Annotated in this window: 17 protein-coding genes; 1 reads left to right on the top strand and 16 read right to left on the bottom strand. The window is 66.6% G+C overall.

The window, feature by feature from the left end; translation table 11 throughout:
• Positions 1–23: 23 nt before the first annotated feature.
• The 3 genes from PATSB16_RS16885 to PATSB16_RS16875 form a co-directional block, all read right to left on the bottom strand.
• The gene (locus PATSB16_RS16885) at positions 24–965 is read right to left on the bottom strand and encodes a 2-hydroxyacid dehydrogenase (protein WP_047215219.1); all 942 of its coding nucleotides are present in this window, start codon (positions 963–965) and stop codon (positions 24–26) included.
• Positions 966–1,045: 80 nt separating this feature from the next.
• Positions 1,046–1,600: a YaeQ family protein gene (locus PATSB16_RS16880; protein ID WP_047215218.1), complete on the bottom strand. Its 555-nt coding sequence runs from the start codon at positions 1,598–1,600 to the stop codon at positions 1,046–1,048.
• Between the two features lie 69 nt (positions 1,601–1,669).
• Positions 1,670–2,227, bottom strand: coding sequence for an MSMEG_1061 family FMN-dependent PPOX-type flavoprotein (locus tag PATSB16_RS16875; RefSeq protein ID WP_047216683.1), 558 nt, complete (start codon positions 2,225–2,227; stop codon positions 1,670–1,672).
• Between the two features lie 350 nt (positions 2,228–2,577).
• Between PATSB16_RS16875 and PATSB16_RS16870 the strand changes: the two genes are divergently transcribed.
• Positions 2,578–2,955, top strand: a complete 378-nt coding sequence (locus tag PATSB16_RS16870; RefSeq protein ID WP_047215217.1) for a helix-turn-helix domain-containing protein — start codon at positions 2,578–2,580, stop codon at positions 2,953–2,955.
• Between the two features lie 144 nt (positions 2,956–3,099).
• Here the strand turns inward: PATSB16_RS16870 and PATSB16_RS16865 are convergent, their stop codons facing one another.
• From PATSB16_RS16865 to aceK, 13 genes are all read right to left on the bottom strand, one after another.
• On the bottom strand, positions 3,100–5,130 hold the full coding sequence (locus tag PATSB16_RS16865) for an acetyl/propionyl/methylcrotonyl-CoA carboxylase subunit alpha (RefSeq protein WP_047215216.1): 2,031 nt from the start codon (positions 5,128–5,130) through the stop codon (positions 3,100–3,102).
• Between the two features lie 40 nt (positions 5,131–5,170).
• Positions 5,171–6,232: a biotin synthase BioB gene (gene bioB / locus PATSB16_RS16860; RefSeq protein ID WP_072628676.1), complete on the bottom strand. Its 1,062-nt coding sequence runs from the start codon at positions 6,230–6,232 to the stop codon at positions 5,171–5,173.
• Between the two features lie 14 nt (positions 6,233–6,246).
• A complete protein-coding gene (gene bioD, locus PATSB16_RS16855) occupies positions 6,247–6,942 on the bottom strand; it encodes a dethiobiotin synthase (RefSeq protein WP_047215215.1) in 696 nt (231 codons plus the stop codon).
• 1 nt (position 6,943) lies between these two features.
• Positions 6,944–8,125, bottom strand: coding sequence for an 8-amino-7-oxononanoate synthase (bioF, locus tag PATSB16_RS16850; RefSeq protein ID WP_047215214.1), 1,182 nt, complete (start codon positions 8,123–8,125; stop codon positions 6,944–6,946).
• Position 8,126: 1 nt separating this feature from the next.
• On the bottom strand, positions 8,127–9,470 hold the full coding sequence (bioA, locus tag PATSB16_RS16845) for an adenosylmethionine--8-amino-7-oxononanoate transaminase (RefSeq protein ID WP_047215213.1): 1,344 nt from the start codon (positions 9,468–9,470) through the stop codon (positions 8,127–8,129).
• Between the two features lie 272 nt (positions 9,471–9,742).
• Positions 9,743–10,528 (bottom strand): enoyl-CoA hydratase/isomerase family protein, encoded by a 786-nt coding sequence (locus PATSB16_RS16840; RefSeq protein WP_047215212.1) that lies wholly within the window; start codon positions 10,526–10,528, stop codon positions 9,743–9,745.
• A gap of 42 nt (positions 10,529–10,570) precedes the next feature.
• Positions 10,571–12,178 carry a carboxyl transferase domain-containing protein gene (locus tag PATSB16_RS16835; RefSeq protein ID WP_047215211.1) on the bottom strand — a complete coding sequence of 536 codons (1,608 nt, stop codon included), beginning with the start codon at positions 12,176–12,178 and terminating at the stop codon, positions 10,571–10,573.
• Positions 12,179–12,210: 32 nt separating this feature from the next.
• The gene (locus tag PATSB16_RS16830) at positions 12,211–12,627 is read right to left on the bottom strand and encodes a YchJ family metal-binding protein (protein ID WP_047215210.1); all 417 of its coding nucleotides are present in this window, start codon (positions 12,625–12,627) and stop codon (positions 12,211–12,213) included.
• A gap of 9 nt (positions 12,628–12,636) precedes the next feature.
• Positions 12,637–13,248 (bottom strand): 2-hydroxychromene-2-carboxylate isomerase, encoded by a 612-nt coding sequence (locus PATSB16_RS16825; RefSeq protein ID WP_047215209.1) that lies wholly within the window; start codon positions 13,246–13,248, stop codon positions 12,637–12,639.
• A 39-nt stretch (positions 13,249–13,287) separates the two neighbouring features.
• Entirely contained in the window at positions 13,288–14,421 is a 1,134-nt protein-coding gene (locus PATSB16_RS16820; RefSeq protein ID WP_047215208.1) for an acyl-CoA dehydrogenase family protein, read from the bottom strand.
• 44 nt (positions 14,422–14,465) lie between these two features.
• On the bottom strand, positions 14,466–15,647 hold the full coding sequence (locus PATSB16_RS16815; RefSeq protein WP_047215207.1) for an acetyl-CoA C-acetyltransferase: 1,182 nt from the start codon (positions 15,645–15,647) through the stop codon (positions 14,466–14,468).
• Positions 15,648–15,719: 72 nt separating this feature from the next.
• Positions 15,720–16,385, bottom strand: a complete 666-nt coding sequence (gene can / locus PATSB16_RS16810; protein WP_047215206.1) for a carbonate dehydratase — start codon at positions 16,383–16,385, stop codon at positions 15,720–15,722.
• 38 nt (positions 16,386–16,423) lie between these two features.
• A complete protein-coding gene (gene aceK, locus PATSB16_RS16805) occupies positions 16,424–18,208 on the bottom strand; it encodes a bifunctional isocitrate dehydrogenase kinase/phosphatase (protein ID WP_047215205.1) in 1,785 nt (594 codons plus the stop codon).
• Positions 18,209–18,221: the final 13 nt, after the last annotated feature.

The raw sequence follows: 18,221 nt of genomic DNA, 5'->3' as shown, positions 1-18,221 counted from the left end.
GCAATGTCTGTCATGCATGGCCTCTAATAGCCGCGTTGCCGGTCGACCACGCCGGCGAGCGGCTCGCCGCGCTCCATGGCGCGGATGTTGCGCGAAATCTGTTCGATCGTCTCTTCATGCAACGTCAGTGCCGAGATGTGCGGCGTCAGCGTCAACCCCGGCGTATGCCAGAACGGATGCCCGGCGGGCAGCGGTTCGGTGCGGCACACGTCGAGCGTCGCGCCGGCCAGTTGCCCGCTGCGCAGCGCCGCCAGCAGGTCGTCTTCGGCCAGGTGCTCGCCGCGCGCCACGTTGATCAGGTACGCGCCCCGGGCCAGCCGGTCGAACACGCGGCGATCGAGCAGCCCGGCGGTATCGGCGGTGAGCGGCAGCAGATTGACCAGCACGCGCGTGCCGGCAAGAAAATCGCCAAGTCCGGCGGCGCCGGCAAAGCAGGTCACGCCGGGCAGGGTCTTGGCCGTGCGGCTCCAGCCGCGCACCGGAAAACCGAATCGGGCGAGTGCCGTGGCCACCTGTGCGCCCAGCGTGCCCAGCCCGAGCAGGCCGATGGCGAACTGTTCACGCGGGTAAGGCACGAGCGGCTGCCAGACGCCCTGGGCCTGTTGTCTGTCGTAGGCGTCGAAGCGGCGGAAATAGCGCAGCGTCGCATGCGTGACGTACTCGACCATTTGCGCGCCCATGCCGGCGTCGTCGAGCCGCACCAGCGGCACCTCCGGCGGCAGCAGGCCGGGCTCCTGCGCCAGCAGCGCCAGCACGGCGTCGACCCCGGCGCCCAGATTGAAGACTGCCTTGAGTCCCTGGCGATGGCGCAGCACGTCGGCGGTCGGCCGCCACAGTATCAGGTAGTCGGCATGCCCGCGCTCGCCCGGCGTCCAGGCCCGCACGCGCGCCTCGGGCAGCGCGGCGGCAAAGCCGGCGACCCAGCGCTGGCACTGCTCTTCGGGGCTGTAAATCAGGATATCCATAACGAAGCGGGGATGGCCCAAGCGGGCGGCATATATGACGTATACGTCAAGTGTAACAAAGGCCGGCCGGACGCGGGACGCTAATGATCGGCGCGTGGCGCGAGCAGCGTCTCGGGCGTGACCGGCACGCTCTGCTGGCCGTCGGAGAGCCACACGCTGCCGTCCTGGATGGTGCATTGCAGGCGCATGTTGCGCTGCGCGAGCCCGCCCAGCGTGGCCAGGTCGTCGTCGCTCAGCAGCCTGACGGTCAGCCGTTCGGTGCGCGCCAGCTTGCCGGCGTTCTGCTCCCACCAGACCGAGGCGGCGCGCCCGCCGTAGGCATAGACGTAAACGCGCTCGGCACGCCCGCACGCCTTGCTCAGGCGCCGCTCGTCGGGCAGGCCGACGTCGATCCAGCAGGCGATCGCGCCGGTCAGGTCGTGTTGCCAGAGGTCGGGCTCGTCGGCGGTGCTCAAGCCCTTGCCGAAGCTCAGGTGCTCGTGCGCGTGCAGCAAAAAGGCCAGCAGGCGCACCATCATCCGCTCGTCGGTCTCGGACGGATGGCGGGCGATGGTCAGCGCGTGATCCTGGTAATACTGCCGATCGAGGTCGGCGATTTGCACGTCGGCTTTATAGATGGTGGCTTTGAGTGCCATGAGGGGGCGGCGCATCCTGCAAGGTGTCGGTCAGACCCGAAGCATAGCCGATGCGGCCGCAAGCGGCTGCTAGTCGCTCGGCAGCGTGCCCGACGCAGCGAGCCGATCCAAACCCCACAAACCGGCCCGCCGCACGGCCCCGGCACATTGAAAGAGGACTCGCTCGACGTTTATCACCAGCACCACCTTGGGCGGCTGGTCTTCGGCGATGCAGGTGCCGAGCAGGACCGGATCGATCGAGAGGGTCGCGCGGCCGCTCACGCGCAGGGTCTGCACAATGCCGGGAATCATGAACAGCAGCGCCATGCGGGGATCGGCGAGCAGGTTGCGCAGGCTGTCCATGCGATGGTTGCGGGGATGCTCCGGCACGATCAGGGTTTGCGTATCGAGCACCTGCACGAAGCCGGGCGACCCGCCGCGCGGCGAGCAATCGAGTCCGGCCGGGCCGGCCGTGGCCAGCAGCGCGAATGGCGCAGCCTCGATCCATTGCCGGCAGGGCGCGTCGATGGCGTCGATCTCCTCGGCCTGTGCGGCGGGGCTGGGTGTGCCCAAATGTTGCGCGAGATCGGCGTGGCAGTTCAGGGTGAACAGCGGGTTATGGCAAAGCGAGGACAGCGGCGTGAACATGATGAGATTCCCTGCGCGATGGTCATTGAGACAGCCATGCGGGCCGCGGGGGGAGCGGTGCACAACGACGGCCGCGTGCCGGCACTCGACGTGGAGTCCGGCCTGGCGGCGGTTTGGCATTGACCATGCGGCAATCAAATTGTTGCCGATGGAGCGGCCTATTATGGATGGCAAAGATGTAGCCGTTGACGATGCCGCCATCAGTTTACCGGCCTTTCAAGGGGTTCGGGGACTTTGTGTGGGTAAATTGATGCCGTAAAAATTGTTACTTATAGTGTGTCTTAACAAAAGGCGTCGTATTGTGTTGAGCAAGTTCTTAGCCTGTGGAGCCTCTCGTCGCACAACGGCTTATGGATCAAGATCCTCTCAAATTGTTTGGTCAACGCTTGGCGATGTTCCGCAAGGCACGTGGCTGGTCGCAGGAAAAACTGGCCCTTGAAAGCGGACTGGCGCGCTCCTACGTGGGCGGCATCGAGCGCGGCCTGCGCAACGTTGCGCTGGTCAATATCTGCGTGCTGGCCGATACGCTGAACGTCGCGCCCGCCGAATTGCTCAACTTCGAGCACAACAGCAGCCTGCGGGTCGAGCAGGTGCTCACCCCGTATGGCAACCCCAACGAGCCGATGGTGGCGATCGCGCGCGCGGTGGGCAAAATGAACTCGGAAGATCAGGCGCTGGTCGCCAGCCTGGTGAAAGTGCTGGCGACCCGCTTCAGATCGAAGCGCTGACGCTGAAACGGCAGATTGCGCTCGGGTGGCGGGCCGGCGCAATCAGAGAGATGTCTGAAAAATTTTCTAAAGTGTCTTATGTGCCGCCCCAGACTGCTCTGCGTATTTCGGAGCTGTCGGGGCGGGCGAATTAACGCTGGAGAATTACTCGGCCGCCTTGAGCGAGAGCAACTGGGCGCCTTCCTGCACCTGCTCGCCGACACCGTACAGCACTTCGTCGATTTCGCCGTCGGCCGGCGCGCTGATGGTGTGCTCCATTTTCATGGCTTCCATCACGATCAGCGGCATGCCCTTGGTGACCTTGCCGCCTTTCTCGGCGAGCACCGCGATGACCTTGCCAGGCATCGGCGCGGTGAGCTTGCCCTCGCCGCCCTCGTGGCCCGCCTGCTGGGCCAGCGGGTCATGCCATTGCAGCGTCCAGTGACGTCCCTCGTAAAACACGTGGTAGGTCGCGCCGTCGACATGCACGTGGCCCTGCGTGCGCGTGTCGCCCAGTGTCAGCTGCAGGGCACCCTGCTCATGGCGGTACGCGAAGGGCAGCGTGCGGCCGGCCACCGCCAGGGTGCTGTGGTCGCCCAGATAGGCGAGCACCACGTCGTGCCGTGTGTCGTCCTGGTCGAACTGCAGGGTCCGCTCGTAATGGCCGTTCAGGCGCCAGCCGTTGTGCTGATGCCACGGCGAGTGGGGATCGGTGCTGTCCAGATACTGTTTGCGCTGGCGGATCTGCTCACGCTCGAGCAGGGCCGCGGCAGCCAGCGCGAGCGCGGCGGCCGGCACTGGCTGGGCGGCTGGAAACAGCGCATCGTGGTGCCGCTCGATCAGCCCGGTGTCGAGATCGGCGGTGGCGAACGGCTCGCTGGCCACCAGCCGGTCGAGAAATGCGATGTTGGTGGCCACCCCGGCCACGCGATACTTGGCGAGCGCCTGGCGCATGCGCGCCAGTGCTTCGGCGCGGTCGCGCCCCCAGACGATCAGCTTGGCGATCATCGGGTCGTAGAACGGCGAGATCGTGTCGCCCTCGCGCACGCCGGCGTCGATCCGCACCGGCGCCGGGTCGCTGCCATGCGCGCCGCGCTCGAAAGCGACTGCCGCGGGCGTGCGCAGGTATTTGAGCGTGCCGGTCGAGGGCAGGAAGTTGTTGTCGGGGTTTTCCGCGTAGACGCGCGCCTCCAGTGCGTGCCCGTGCAGGCGCAGCTCTTCCTGGCGCAGCGGCAGCGGTGCGCCGGCGGCCACGCGCAATTGCCATTCGACCAGATCCAGGCCAGTGATCATTTCGGTCACCGGATGCTCGACCTGCAGGCGCGTGTTCATTTCCATGAAATAGAACGAGCCGTCCTGGTTGGCGATGAATTCGACCGTGCCGGCGCCGACGTAGCCGACCGCCTGCGCGGCAGCCACCGCCGCTTCGCCCATGGCGCGGCGGCGCTGTTCGGTCATGCCCGGGGCCGGCGCTTCCTCGAGCACCTTCTGGTGCCGGCGCTGCACCGAGCAATCGCGCTCGAACAGGTACAGGCAGTTGCCGTGCATGTCGGCAAACACCTGGATTTCGATGTGGCGCGGCCGGGTCAGGTATTTTTCCAGCAGCACGCGGTCGTCGCCGAAGCTGCTTTGCGCCTCGCGCTGGCACGAGGCGAGCGCGGCCTTGAAGTCGGCGGCGCTCTCGACCACCCGCATGCCCTTGCCGCCGCCGCCGGCGCTGGCCTTGAGCAGGACCGGATAGCCGATCTCGTCGGCCTGCGCCTGCAGGAATTCGGGCGCCTGCTCGGCGCCGTGGTAGCCCGGCACCAGCGGCACGTTGGCGTGCTCCATCAGGCTCTTGGCGGCGCTTTTGCTGCCCATTGCCCGGATCGCCTCGACCGGCGGGCCGATGAAGACCAGTCCGGCGCTCGCGCATGCGGCGGCGAACGCTTCGTTTTCCGACAGAAATCCGTAGCCCGGATGAATCGCTTGCGCGCCGGTACGCCGCGCCGCGTCGATCACCGCGTCGACGCGCAAGTAGCTGTCGCGCGCGGCCGCCCCGCCGATATGCACGGCCTCGTCGCAAACCGCGACGTGCTTGGCCTGCGCGTCGGCGTCGGAATAGACCGCTACGGTCTTGATGCCGAGGCGGCGGCAGGTTGCCGCGACGCGGCAGGCGATTTCGCCGCGGTTGGCAATCAGGATCTTGTCGAACATGTCGTCTCCAGTCGTTTTCAACGCAGGGGGTATCTCGGGCTCAGTGGGATGCGCAGGCCGCGCCGCACCCGTCGGACGAACCCGCTTCGCCGAGCCGCTCGCTCAATTGCGCCTCGGTGCTGGCGTGCATGCCCAGGCGCGCCAGCAGCTGGCGGTCGGCCTCGGCCTGCGGATTGCCGGTGGTCAGCAACTGGTCGCCGTAGAACATCGAGTTGGCGCCGGCCAGGAAGCACAGCGCCTGCAGCGCGTCGTCCATGGTCTCGCGCCCGGCCGACAGGCGCACCATGGCGCGCGGCATGGTGATGCGCGCCACCGCGATGGAGCGCACGAACTCGAACGGGTCGACCGCTTCGCTGCCGGCCAGCGGCGTGCCTTCGACCTGCACCAGGTTGTTGATGGGCACGGATTCCGGGTACGGGTCCATGTTGGCCAGCTGTACGATCAGCCCGGCCCGCTCGCGGCGCGATTCGCCCAGCCCGACGATGCCGCCGCAGCACACCTTGAGGCCGGCCTCGCGCACGCGATCGAGCGTGTCGAGCCGGTCCTGGTAGGTGCGGGTGGTGATGATCTGGCCGTAGAACTCCGGCGCGGTATCGAGGTTGTGGTTGTAGTAGTCGAGGCCGGCGTTCTTGAGTTCTTCGGCCTGGCCTTCCTTGAGCATGCCGAGCGTGACGCAGGTCTCCAGCCCCATCGCCTTGACTCCGCGCACCATGTCCTGCACTGCCTCGAGGTGATGCGGCTTGGGCGAGCGCCAGGCCGCGCCCATGCAAAAGCGTGTCGCGCCGTTGTCCTTGGCGCGTTGCGCCGCGGCCAGCACTTCGTCGAGCGGCATCAGTTTGTCGGCTTCGACGCCGGTGTCGTAGCGTGCCGATTGCGGGCAGTAGGCGCAGTCTTCCGGGCAGCCGCCAGTCTTGATCGACAGCAGCGTCGAGAGCTGCACGGCATTGGCGTCGAAATGCTCGCGATGCACCTGCTGGGCGCGATAAATCAGATCGGCGAACGGCAGTTCGAACAGCGCCAGCACGTCGGCGGTGCGCCACGCGGTGGCGTTCTTGCGCAGTTCGTCCTGGTGGGCGGTGGCGGTGTGGGCGTGAGTTTGCATGGGAGTTCCTTGGTTCAAAGTTGTTCGGCCAGCAGCGGGGCGATGTCGAGGTAGCCGGACGCGGTGGCGGGATCCGGGTGGGGCAGATAGGGGATGTTACCAAGCAGCGGCGCGCCGAGCCGCGCGGCCAGCGTCTCGACGTTGGCCTGCGCGTGGCGCATGGCCGGGTCGACCTGATTGGCGACCCAGCCGGCCAGGCGCAGGCCGCGCGCGGCAATGGCCTCGGCGGTGAGCAGCGCATGGCTGATGCAGCCCAGCCGGATGCCCACCGTCAGCACCACCGGCAGGCCGAGTTGCATCGCCAGGTCGGCGGTGTCGAGCGTGTCGGTGAGCGGCACGCGAAAGCCGCCCACGCCTTCGACGATGACCGCATCGGCCAGGGTCGTGAGCTGTGCGTAGCCGGCGCGGATCACTGCCGGGTCGAGCGCGATGCCCTCGCCGGCCGCGGCGATGTGCGGAGCGGTGGCGTCGTGCAGTACGTAGGGGCAGTACCGCTCGGGCGGCAGCGCGACGCTGCTGGCCTGGCTGAGCAGTTCGACGTCTTCGTTGACCCAGCGGCCCTCGCGCTGTGTCGCGCCGGCGGCCAGCGATTTATAGCCGACAGTCGACAGGCCGCGCCGGGCGAAGGCGTGCAGCAGGGCCGCCGAGGTCAGTGTCTTGCCGATCTCGGTGTCGGTGCCGGTGACAAAAAAGGCGTGTTTGGCGCCCATTTCAGATCTCCGCGTTGAGCTGGTTGAGCGTCTGGACGAGCCGCCCGACGTCGTCGGCAGTATGCGCGGCCGACAGCGTCACGCGCAGGCGGGCCGTGCCGGCCGGCACGGTGGGCGGGCGGATCGCCGGCACCCACAGGCCGGCGGCGTCGAGCGCGGCGGCCGCGCGCAGCGCGTGCTCGTTGGCGCCCAGCACGATCGGCTGGATCGCGGTGGGCGAGGCCATGTGCTGCCAGCCACGCAGGCGCAGGTCGTCCTTCAGTTGCGCGATCAGCGCCTGCAGGTGCGTGCGTCGGCTGCGGCCTTCGTCGCCTTCGATGATGTCCAGGCTGGTGAGCAGGGCGTGGGCCTGGGCGGGCGCTGCGGCCGTGGTGAAGATGTAGGGCCGCGCGCGGTTGACCAGCCATTCGATGACCGTCGCATGCGCGGCGACGAACGCGCCGCCCACGCCGGCCGCCTTGCCGAGCGTGCCCATCAGCACCAGATGCGGCGAGCGCAGGCCGAAGTGCTCCAGCACGCCGTGACCCTGGTCGCCCAGTACGCCGAAGCCGTGCGCATCGTCGACCACCAGCCAGGCGCCGTGCCGTTCGGCCAGCGCCAGCAGCTCGCGCAGCGGCGCGATGTCGCCGTCCATCGAGAATACGCCGTCGGTGACGATCAGCTTGGTGCTGGCCCGGCACGCGGCCAGTTGTTCGGCCAGCACACCGGTGTCGCCGTGCGGGTACACGTGCACCTCGGCGCGCGCCAGTCGCGCGCCGTCGATCAGCGACGCATGGTTGAGCGCTTCGGAGAAGATCGCCGCGTCCTTGCCGGCCAGGGCGCTCAAGACCGCCAGGTTGGCCATGTAGCCGGTGCAGAAATACAGTGCCCGGGCCTGCTCCAGGTGGGGTGCCATGATGGCCGCGAGCCGTTCCTCGAGTTGCGCGTGGGCGCGCGCATGGCCGCTGATCAGGTGCGATGCGCCGCTGCCGGCGCCGTAGCGCGCCACGCCCTCGGCGAAGGCGGCGGTCACTGCCGGATGGGCGGCCAGACCCAGGTAGTCGTTGCTGCAGAAAGCCAGCATGGCGCGCCCGTCGACCTGCACGTGCGGCGCGCACGGGGTGTCGGCGGTGCGCCGGCGGCGCCTCAGGTGTTGCGCGTCGAGCGCCTGCAGGCCCTGTTCGAGGGAGTCCAGTAATTGCATGTCAGTGCGCCTCGAGTGTGTCGGTCAATGCCGCCAGTGTTTGGGTGGCCAGCCAGGTCTGGGCGTCGTCGTCGAGCACATACGGCGGCATCAGATAGACGGTGTTGCCGATCGGGCGCAGCAGCAGGCCGCGCGCGAGCGCCGCTGCGTGGCAGCGCCGCGCGAAGGCGGAGGCCTCGGCCGGCGTGTCGAGCGCGACGTCGAAGGCCCAGATCATGCCGCGCTGGCGGAAGTGCCGTACGCGCGGATGGGTCGCGAGCGGCGCGAGCAGGGCGGTGAGCCGGGCCGCGCGGACGCGGTTGGCGTTGAGTACGTCGTCGTCGCGGAAGATGTCGAGGGTGGCCAGTGCGGCCCGGCACGCCAGCGCGTTGCCGGTGTACGAATGCGAGTGCAGGAAGCCGCGCACCGTCTCGTCGTGATAGAAGGCGTCGTATATGCGGTCGGTGGTCATCACCAGCGACAGCGGCAGGTAGCCCCCGCTGATGCCCTTGGACAGAGTCAGGAAGTCAGGCCACAGCTGCGCCTGCTCGCAGGCGAAAAAGGTGCCGGTGCGTCCGCAGCCGACGGCGATCTCGTCGGCGATCAGGTGCACCTGGTAGCGGTCGCACAGCGCGCGCACCAGCGTCAGGTAATGTGTGTCGTACATCGCCATGCCGGCGGCGCATTGCACCAGCGGCTCGACGATCAGCGCGGCGATTTGCCCGTGGCGTGCCTGCAGCAGCGCCTCGAGTTCGTCGGCCGCGCGCTGCGCGACCTCGCGCGCGCTTTCGCCCTCACGCGCGTCGCGCGCATCGGGCGAGGGGACTACGTGTGCGTGGCGCAGCAGCGGGTCATAGGCGTCGCGAAAGATCGCCACGTCGGTGACGCCGAGCGCGCCGAGCGTTTCGCCGTGATAGCCGTTGCGCAGGCAGACGAATTCGCGCTTGTCGGTCTGGCCGTGGTTGCGCCAGTAATGAAAGCTCATCTTCAGCGCGATCTCGACCGCCGAGGCGCCGTCCGAGGCGTAGAAGCAATGGCCGAGCGCCTCGCCGGTGAGCGCCGCCAGGCGCTCGGAGAGCTCGACGACCGGCGCGTGCGTGAAACCGGCCAGCATGGCGTGCTCGAGCGTGGCGAGCTGCTCGACGAGTGCCGCGTTGATGCGCGCATTGGCATGCCCGAACAGATTGACCCACCAGGAACTGATGGCGTCGAGATAGCGCTGGCCGGCCATGTCATAAAGCCAGGGGCCCTGGCCGCGGCTCAGCGGCACCAGCGGTAGTTCGGCCTGCTGCTTCATCTGCGTGCAGGGGTGCCAGACGTGCCGCAGGCTGCGCTCGCGCCAGCCGGTATTGGAATTAGCGTCCATGGTTGACTCCCGAAAGCCCGCTCCGCCGGCCAGGACGGCGCCGGCACGTCCCGCTGTGCGCGTACAGGCGCAGCGGGCGAACCGGGAGGCGAAGCAGAGTGAATGGGGGCATGTTATGGATGCATCCGAAAACGATCAATAGGCCAGTTTGACGGCAAATTAGCAAAAAATAAAAAGAATTGACGGAAGATGGTTCGATATTTGCAAAATCCGGTACCAATTGCTCGGCATCTCCCGCGCGCCGCGCCGTGAAATTTTTTTAAGACATCGCTCTATGCGCGCCACGACGGCGTGCGCTTTTCCAGGAACGCGCGCACGCCCTCCTTGCCTTCGTCCGAGGCGCGCATATGTGCGATACGCTCGGCGGTCTCGGCGATCAGCGCGGTGTCGAGCGCACGCCCGGCGACGTCGTGCACCAGCCGCTTGCACTCGCGCACGGCATTCGGGCTGTTCTCGGCCAGCGTGCGGGTGATGGCATGCACGGCCGCATCGAGCCCGTCGGCCGGCACGACTTCGTGCGCCAGGCCCAGGCGCTGGGCGGTGGCCGCGTCGAAGCGCTCGGCTGTGATGAAGTAGCGCCGCGCGGCCTGCTCGCCGATGGCCCGGATCACGTACGGGCTGATGGTCGCCGGGCTCAGCCCGAGCTTCGCTTCGGAAATGCAGAAATGCGCGCTGTCGGCGCACACCACGATGTCGCACACGGCCACCAGGCCGCAGCCGCCGGCGTAGGCATCGCCCTGCACGCGCGCGACCACCGCCTTGGGGCAAGTGTAGATGGTGTTGAGCATGGTCGCGAGCGTCATCGCGTCGGCGCGGTTTTCCTCGTCGGAGTAGCCCGCCATCTTTTTCATCCAGTTGAGGTCGGCGCCCGCGCAAAAGGCCGGGCCGTCGGCCGCCAGCACGATGGCGCGCACGTCCTCGCGCGCGCCCAGCGCGCGAAACGCGCCGGTCAGTTCCTCGATGACGGTTTCATTGAAGGCGTTGCGCACCGCCGGGCGGTTGAGCGTGACGGTGGCGACGTGGTTGTCGATGGCGATCTGCAGGGTCTCGAGTTGCATGGGGGATGTCCTGTCGATAAGAGAACGTGGGGCGAGGCCGGCTTACATGCGGAACACGCCGAAACGGGTGTCGGGAATCGGCGCGTTGAGCGCGGCCGACAGCCCGAGGCCGAGCACCGTGCGGGTGTCGGCCGGATCGATCACACCGTCGTCCCACAGCCGCGCGCTGGCGTAGTAGGGGTGGCCTTGTTTTTCGTATTGCTCGCGAATCGGCGCCTTGAACGCCTCTTCTTCGTCGGCGCTCCAGTGCCCGCCCTTGGTCTCGATGCCGTCGCGCTTGACGGTCGCCAGTACCGAAGCGGCCTGCTCGCCGCCCATCACCGAGATGCGCGCGTTGGGCCACATCCACAAAAAGCGCGGCGAATAGGCGCGCCCGCACATGCCGTAGTTGCCGGCGCCGAACGAGCCGCCGATGATGACGGTGAGCTTGGGCACCTGCGCGGTGGCCACCGCGGTGACCATTTTGGCGCCATGCTTGGCGATGCCTTCGTTCTCGTATTTGCGTCCGACCATGAAGCCGGTGATGTTCTGCAGGAAGATCAGCGGGATCTTGCGCTGGCAGCACAGTTCGATGAAGTGCGCGCCCTTTTGGGCCGACTCCGAGAACAGGATGCCATTGTTGGCGACGATGCCCACCGGATAGCCCCACAGATGGGCGAAGCCGCACACCAGCGTGGTGCCGTAGCGTGCCTTGAATTCATCGAACTCCGAACCGTCGACGATGCGCGCGATGATCTCGCGGATGTCGAACGGCTTGCGCGTGTCGGCCGGGATCACGCCGTACAGGGTGCGCGGATCGTAATGCGGCTCGACCGGCGCGCGCACGGCCATCTGGGCCGGCTTGACGCGATTGAAGTTGGCCGCGATGCCGCGCGCGATCGCCAGCGCATGTGCATCGTTCTGCGCGAAATGGTCGACCACGCCCGAGAGCCGCGTATGCACGTCGCCGCCGCCGAGATCCTCGGCGCTGACTTCCTCGCCCGTGGCGGCCTTGACCAGCGGCGGGCCGCCCAGAAAGATGGTGCCCTGGTTCTTGACGATGATCGACTCGTCGCTCATGGCCGGCACGTAGGCGCCGCCCGCGGTGCACGAACCCATCACCACGGCGATCTGCGGAATGCCTCGCGCCGACAGGTTGGCCTGATTATAGAAGATGCGGCCGAAATGATCGCGGTCGGGAAACACCTCGTCCTGGTTCGGCAAATTGGCGCCGCCCGAGTCGACCAGATAAATGCACGGCAGGTTGTTTTGCTCGGCGATCTCTTGTGCCCGCACGTGCTTTTTCACCGTGATCGGGTAATAGGTGCCGCCCTTGACCGTTGCGTCGTTGCATACGATCACGCATTCGTGGCCGGCCACGCGGCCGATGCCGGTGATCACGCCCGCGCCAGGCGCTTCGTTGCGGTACATGTCGTAGGCCGCCAGTTGCGAGAATTCGAGAAACGGCGTGCCCGGATCGAGCAGTTGCTGGACGCGATCGCGCGGCAGCAGCTTGCCGCGTGCGAGGTGCTTCTTGCGGGCGGCTTCACCGCCGCCGCCGGCCAACGCGGCGACCTTGGCGCGCAGATCGTCGACCACGGCCTGCATGGCGGCGGCATTGCGCTGGAATTCCTCGGCGCGCGGATTGAGCTTGCTTTCGATGATCGGCATGGCAAAAACCTGAGTCTGAAATGAGGTGGAGGTTAGTCGAATAGGGTGCCGTCGAGATAGAGCCAGCGCCCGCCCTCTCCGGGCGGCACGCGTTCGAAGCGGCTGCGTTCGTGCAGCCGGTAGGCGCGGCCGCCGACTTTGTAGCGCGCGACGAACTCGACTTCGGCATGTGTCGCATCGTGCTGCACGTGTTGCCTGATTTGCAGGCCGAGCCAGCGCGTGGCGTCGTCGAAGCCGAGTTCGGCCGGCGCGGTGCTGGCGTGCCAGGTGGCGCGCAGGTAGTCGCCGCGCGCCAGCACATAGGCGGTGTAGCGTGATCGCATCAGCTGTTCGGCGCTTGCCGGCAACTCGCCGCCGTCTATGAAGCGGGCGCAGCATTGGGCATAACGGCCCCCGCCACAGGGGCACTCCAGGGGCGTGGCTGGCGGGCTCGGGTTCGGGCGGACCATGGGCGGGCGTCAGATCTTGCCGTTTTGCAGGAGCGCTTCGATCTGCGCGAAGCGATCGAAGCCCCAGAAGGATTCGCCGTCGACGATCACGTAGGGCGAGCCGAACACACCGCGCGCCATGGCCTGCTCGACCCCGGTCTTGAGTTGCTCCTTGATCGAGGGCTGCTGCATGCCCTGTTCGAGCGCGCCGCTGTCGATGCCCAGCGCCGCGCCGATCTTGACGATCTCGGCCGGCTCGCTGATATCGACGTCGTCGACGAACAGCGCCCGGTAGATGGCCCTGGCCAGCGTCACGGCGCGCTCGCTGCCGAGCGCTTCGCGCGCCCACAGCGTGGCCCGGGCGGCGGCCTGGGTCGGCAGCGGGAAGCGGCTGGGGCGGCGATAGGGAATATCGTGAAAGCGCGCGCTGCGGGCGAAGTCGTGCCAGATGTAATCGCCCTTGAGCGGATATTGCACCGGCGGCTGCATGCCGGTGGTCTTGAAGATCGCGCCAAGCAGGATCGGATGCCATTGCACGCTGCGCCCGTGACGCGCGGCAAGCTGGTCGATCACGGTGCTGGCGAAATAGCCGTAGGGCGATGAAAAGTCGAAATAAAAATCGATGGCGGAGGTGGCAGTCATGACGGCGTCCTGGTCGGTGGGGTTCGGGTCATGGAACGATCACTGCGCCAGTGCGCGCGCGATCAGGATTTTTTGAATATCGCTGGTGCCCTCGTAGATCTGGCACACGCGGACGTCGCGGTAGATGCGCTCGACCGGGAAGTCGCTGACATAGCCGTAGCCGCCGTGCACCTGGATCGCGTCGGAGCAGACCCGCTCGGCCATCTCGGAGGCGAACAGCTTGGCCATCGCCGCTTCCTTCAGGCACGGCAAGCCGGCATCCTTGAGCGCGGCGGCATGCCAGACCATCTGGCGCGCGACCTCGATCTGGGTGGCCATGTCGGCCAGGCGGAACTGCACGGCCTGGTGCTGAAACAGCGGCTGGCCGAAGCTCTCCCGCTCTTTGGCATAGGCCAGCGCGGCCTCGAGCGCCGCGCGCGCCATGCCGATGGCCTGCGAGGCGATGCCGATACGCCCGCCTTCGAGACCGGACAGCGCCATGCGATAGCCCTCGCCTTCTTCGCCGAGCCGGTTGGCCACCGGGATCCGGCAGTTTTCAAGCAGAATCTGCGCGGTGTCCGACGAATGCTGGCCGAGTTTTTCCTCCAGGCGCGCGACGATGTAGCCGGGCGTGTCGGTCGGCACCAGGAACGCGCTGATGCCGCGCTTGCCGGCACTTTTGTCGGTGACGGCCATGACGATCGCCACGTCGCCGTGCTTGCCGCTGGTGATGAACTGTTTGACGCCGTTGAGCACGTAGTGCTCGCCATCGCGCGTGGCGGTGGTGCGCAGCGCCGCGGCGTCGGAGCCGACGTGCGGCTCGGTCAGGCAGAACGCGCCGAGTTTCTCGCCGCGGGCCAGCGGTACCAGCCATTGCTGCTTTTGCGCCTCGCTGGCAAACGACATCAGCATGCTGCACACCGGGCAGTTGTTGACGCTGATGACGGTGGAGGTGCCGCCGTCGCCGGCGGCGATTTCCTCGAGAATCAGCGCCAGCGCCAAATAATCGAGGCCGGCGCCGCCGTAGGCTTCCGGCACGGCCACGCCGTAGGCGCCCAGTTCGGCCAGCTGGCGATGCACGTCTTTCGGGAAGGTGCCCTCGCGGTCCCAGGCGGCGGCCTGCGGCGCGATGGTCTCGCGCACGAAGGTGCGCAAGGCGTCGCGGATCATTTGGTGTTCCTGGCTCAACAGCACGACAGTCTCCTCGGGCGGGGCATTGGTTATGGCGGCAGACGGCGTTACATCAGTTCGACGGCCATGGCCGTGGCTTCGCCGCCGCCGATGCACAGGCTGGCCACGCCACGCCGGGCGCCCTGCTTGCGCAGCGCGCCGAGCAGCGTGACGAGGATACGCGCGCCGGACGCGCCGATCGGGTGCCCGAGCGCGCAGGCGCCGCCGTGCACGTTGACCTTGTCGTGCGGCAACTGGTGCTCCTGCATGGCGGCCATGGTGACCACCGCAAAGGCTTCGTTGATTTCATACAGGTCGACGTCGGCCGCGCGCCAGCCGGTTTTCTCGAACAGCTTGCGCATCGCGCCGACCGGCGCGGTGGTGAACAGCCCCGGCGCCTGCGCGAAGGTGCTGTGCCCGGCGATGCGCGCAAGCGGCGCGAGGCCGAGCCGCGCGGCGGTGGACTCGCGCATCATCACCAGTGCGGCCGCGCCGTCGGAGATCGACGACGAATTGGCTGCGGTGACGGTGCCGTCCTTGCGAAACGCTGGCTTCAGGCCGGGGATCTTTTCGAGGTTGGCCTTGAATGGCGGCTCGTCCTGCGCGATGTCGACGTCGCCCTTTTTGCCGGATACCGTCACCGGAGCGATTTCCCAGGAGAAGCTGCCGTCCTGGTTGGCCTGCTGGGCGCGCTGCAGCGAGGCGATCGCGAATTCGTCCTGGGCCTGGCGGCTGAAATGGTATTGCTGCGCGCAATCCTCGGCGAAGGTGCCCATCAGGCGGCCTTTGTCGTAGGCGTCTTCCAGGCCGTCATAAAACATATGATCGATGACCTGCCCGTGCCCCATGCGCATGCCCGCGCGCGCCTTGGGCAGCAGGTACGGGGCGTTGGTCATGCTCTCCATGCCGCCGGCGACCATCACGTCGCACGAGCCTGCCAGCAGCATGTCGTGAGCGAACATCGCCGCGCGCATGCCGGAGCCGCACATTTTGTTGACGGTGGTGCAGCCGGCGGCCAGCGGCAGCCCGGCACCCAGCGCGGCCTGGCGCGCGGGCGCCTGGCCCTGGCCGGCGGGCAGCACGCAGCCCATCAGCACTTCGTCGACCTGCGCGGGCGTGATGCCGGCGCGCTCGACGGCGGCGCGGATCGCGGCGCTGCCCAATTGCGGCGCGGTGACTGAATTGAAGACGCCCTGGAATGCCCCCATCGGGGTGCGGGCGGCGGATACGATGACGATCGGGTCGGTCATGAGGGGCTCCTGAGTTCGGTTGGCGGGTTGGCGCGGGGCGCTGCAGTCGGTGACACGGGTCGCATCCGGGGCCTACGCCGCGCAAAAATGGTTGACGCATCGTTCATAGGCTGCCGGCAGCATCTCGTTCGACGCGACGCTGATGCCCAGATCGCGCACCAGGCCATCGCGAATGCCGTACACCCAGCCGTGCACGCTGAGCGGCTGGCGGCGCAGCCAGGCGTCCTGCACAACGGTGGTCGCGCACACGTGGGTGACCTGTTCGATCACGTTGAGCTCGCACAGGCGGTCGTAACGGGCGTCGCGATTGGGCAGCGTGCTGAGTTGGTCCTGATGCTTGGCATGCACGTCGCGCACGTGCCCGAGCCAGTTGTCGGCCAGGCCGATGCGCAGCCCGTCGAGCGCCGCGCCGACTCCCGAGCAGCCGTAATGGCCGACCACGATGACGTGCCGCACCTTGAGCAGTTCGACCGCGAATTGCAGCACCGACAGGGCGTTCAGGTCGCTTGGCACGACCACGTTGGCGATGTTTCGATGCACGAACACTTCACCCGGTGCGAGACCCGTGATCTGATTGGCCGGCACGCGCGAGTCGGAGCAGCCGATCCACAAATATTCCGGCGCTTGCTGACGCGCGAGCTTTTCGAAGAAGGTCGGATCGTCGGCGTTGACGCTGCCCACCCAGTCGCGATTGGCATCGAGCAAATGAATCAGGGGTGATTTTTCCGGTTGGGTCATGGCGTTGGCCTGGGCAATTGAGGAGATGGGCGTGTCGTCTAGGCCGCGGCGGCCGCGGCGGCCGTCTCGTAGCGGTTGACGAAACGCAGGGCCGTATCGTACGGATAAAAGTCATGCATTTGGCCAGCCAGGATTTTGTCCTTGTGCGCCTGCCACAGGGCCGGGTCGAAGAAATCGGGGTGATACCGCATGAAGGCCTTGCGCACGCGCGGGTCGCCCATCAGGAAGGTCTCGAAGGTTTCCGGAAATACGTCGTGCGGCCCGACCTTGTACCAGACTTCGCCCGACATTTCCTCTTCCTCGTTGCGCGGCGCCGGCACGGCGCGGATCTGGCAGTCGGTCAGGTATTCGAGTTCATCGTAGTCATAGAATACGATGCGGCCCTGGCGGGTGACGCCAAAATTCTTGTACAGCATGTCGCCAGGGAAAATATTGGCGGCCATCAGTTCCTTGATGGCGTTGCCGTATTCGCGCATGGCCTGATCGATGGCGTCGTCGGTGGCGTGCTGCAGCCACAGGTTGAGCGGCGTCATGCGGCGCTCGATGTACAGGTGGCGGATGACGAGTTTGTCTGCGTCGAATTCGAGCAGCGACGGAATTTCGCGCTTGAGTTCCTCGAGCAGGGTTTCGTCGAAGCGCGACAGCGGAAAAGCGACGCTCGAGTATTCGAGCGTGTCGGCCATCCGCCCCACCCGATCGTGCTGCTTGACCATCAGATACTTGGCCTTGATCTGCGCACGCGTGGTCTCCTTGGGCGGGCCGAAACGATCCCTGATGATCTTGAAAACGTAGGGGTACGAGGGCAGCGTGAAGACCAGCATCACCAGGCCCTTGATACCCGGCGCGGCGATGAACTGGTCGCTGGAGTGTTTCAGGTGATGCAGGAAATCGCGGTAGAAGAGATTTTTCCCGTGCTTCTGCAACCCGACGGAAGTGTAGATTTCCCACTTCGGCTTGCCGGGCATGATGGTGCGCAGAAACTGCACATAGGCCGACGGTACTTCCATATCGACCATGAAGTAGGCATGCGTGAAGCTGAAAATGATCTGCAGCTGCTCGCGGCGCAGCAGAACCGCGTCGAGCCGCAATTTGCCTTCGGCGTCGTGCATGATCGGCACGGCGAACGGCAGCAGGTGATCGCCGTTGATGATGCGTCCGATGATATAGGCGGCCTTGTTGCGAAAGAACAGCGACGAGAGCACGTGGATCTGGAAGTTCGGCGCGATGTCGAAGCGGCCGAATTCCTCGTCGATGGCGCGCATCACGTATCCGACATCGCGTGGCAGGTCGTCGAACGGGAGTTCGAGCTGGAAGTTGGTGACGATGCGCTCGAGCGTGCTCGCCAGGCCGGTGTGGCCAGGGTAGTAGACGCGATAGGTCGGCTTGCTGGCGGGCTCGTCGTTTTCGATGTATTCGGTGGCGATGGCCGGCCGCACGAAGATGAAATTGTTGTTGAAATAGGCGCGCTGCAAGATCTTGCAGCTCACCGAATTGAAGAACGTTTCAGCGCATTCCGGTTGGCGATGATCGGTCAGCAAGCCGATGTAGTGCAGTTTGATCTGCTGCCAGACTTCCTGTTCGAGATCTTCGGCGTCGTATTCGTCCTCGAGCGCTTCGACCGTCTCCTGCACGCGCCGATCATAAAATGCGATGCGCTCGCGCTGCAGCGTCTGCAGCCCCAGCCAGTCGCCTGCCTCGAAGCGCGCCTTGGCGTCGACCGAGACGTCGCGAAACAGCCGGTAGTGCTTGTCGAAGCCATCCAGCATGGTGCGTGCCACATCGTAGGCGATCTGCGACGACAGCAGTTTGGGAAAATGAGCCATACCGATCGAGGGC

Source organism: Pandoraea thiooxydans (assembly GCF_001931675.1).
Lineage (GTDB): Bacteria > Pseudomonadota > Gammaproteobacteria > Burkholderiales > Burkholderiaceae > Pandoraea > Pandoraea thiooxydans.
This window is presented reverse-complemented; position numbering and strand designations above follow the sequence as displayed.

Excerpts from the sequence above, each read along its gene's own strand:
- PATSB16_RS16885 (WP_047215219.1), bottom strand. The coding sequence starts at position 965 with ATGGATATCCTGATTTACAGCCCCGAAGAGCAGTGCCAGCGCTGGGTC.
- PATSB16_RS16880 (WP_047215218.1), bottom strand. The coding sequence starts at position 1,600 with ATGGCACTCAAAGCCACCATCTATAAAGCCGACGTGCAAATCGCCGAC.
- PATSB16_RS16875 (WP_047216683.1), bottom strand. The coding sequence starts at position 2,227 with ATGTTCACGCCGCTGTCCTCGCTTTGCCATAACCCGCTGTTCACCCTG.
- PATSB16_RS16870 (WP_047215217.1), top strand. The coding sequence starts at position 2,578 with ATGGATCAAGATCCTCTCAAATTGTTTGGTCAACGCTTGGCGATGTTC.
- PATSB16_RS16865 (WP_047215216.1), bottom strand. The coding sequence starts at position 5,130 with ATGTTCGACAAGATCCTGATTGCCAACCGCGGCGAAATCGCCTGCCGC.
- bioB (WP_072628676.1), bottom strand. The coding sequence starts at position 6,232 with ATGCAAACTCACGCCCACACCGCCACCGCCCACCAGGACGAACTGCGC.
- bioD (WP_047215215.1), bottom strand. The coding sequence starts at position 6,942 with ATGGGCGCCAAACACGCCTTTTTTGTCACCGGCACCGACACCGAGATC.
- bioF (WP_047215214.1), bottom strand. The coding sequence starts at position 8,125 with ATGCAATTACTGGACTCCCTCGAACAGGGCCTGCAGGCGCTCGACGCG.
- bioA (WP_047215213.1), bottom strand. The coding sequence starts at position 9,470 with ATGGACGCTAATTCCAATACCGGCTGGCGCGAGCGCAGCCTGCGGCAC.
- PATSB16_RS16840 (WP_047215212.1), bottom strand. The coding sequence starts at position 10,528 with ATGCAACTCGAGACCCTGCAGATCGCCATCGACAACCACGTCGCCACC.
- PATSB16_RS16835 (WP_047215211.1), bottom strand. The coding sequence starts at position 12,178 with ATGCCGATCATCGAAAGCAAGCTCAATCCGCGCGCCGAGGAATTCCAG.
- PATSB16_RS16830 (WP_047215210.1), bottom strand. The coding sequence starts at position 12,627 with ATGGTCCGCCCGAACCCGAGCCCGCCAGCCACGCCCCTGGAGTGCCCC.
- PATSB16_RS16825 (WP_047215209.1), bottom strand. The coding sequence starts at position 13,248 with ATGACTGCCACCTCCGCCATCGATTTTTATTTCGACTTTTCATCGCCC.
- PATSB16_RS16815 (WP_047215207.1), bottom strand. The coding sequence starts at position 15,647 with ATGACCGACCCGATCGTCATCGTATCCGCCGCCCGCACCCCGATGGGG.
- can (WP_047215206.1), bottom strand. The coding sequence starts at position 16,385 with ATGACCCAACCGGAAAAATCACCCCTGATTCATTTGCTCGATGCCAAT.
- aceK (WP_047215205.1), bottom strand. The coding sequence starts at position 18,208 with ATGGCTCATTTTCCCAAACTGCTGTCGTCGCAGATCGCCTACGATGTG.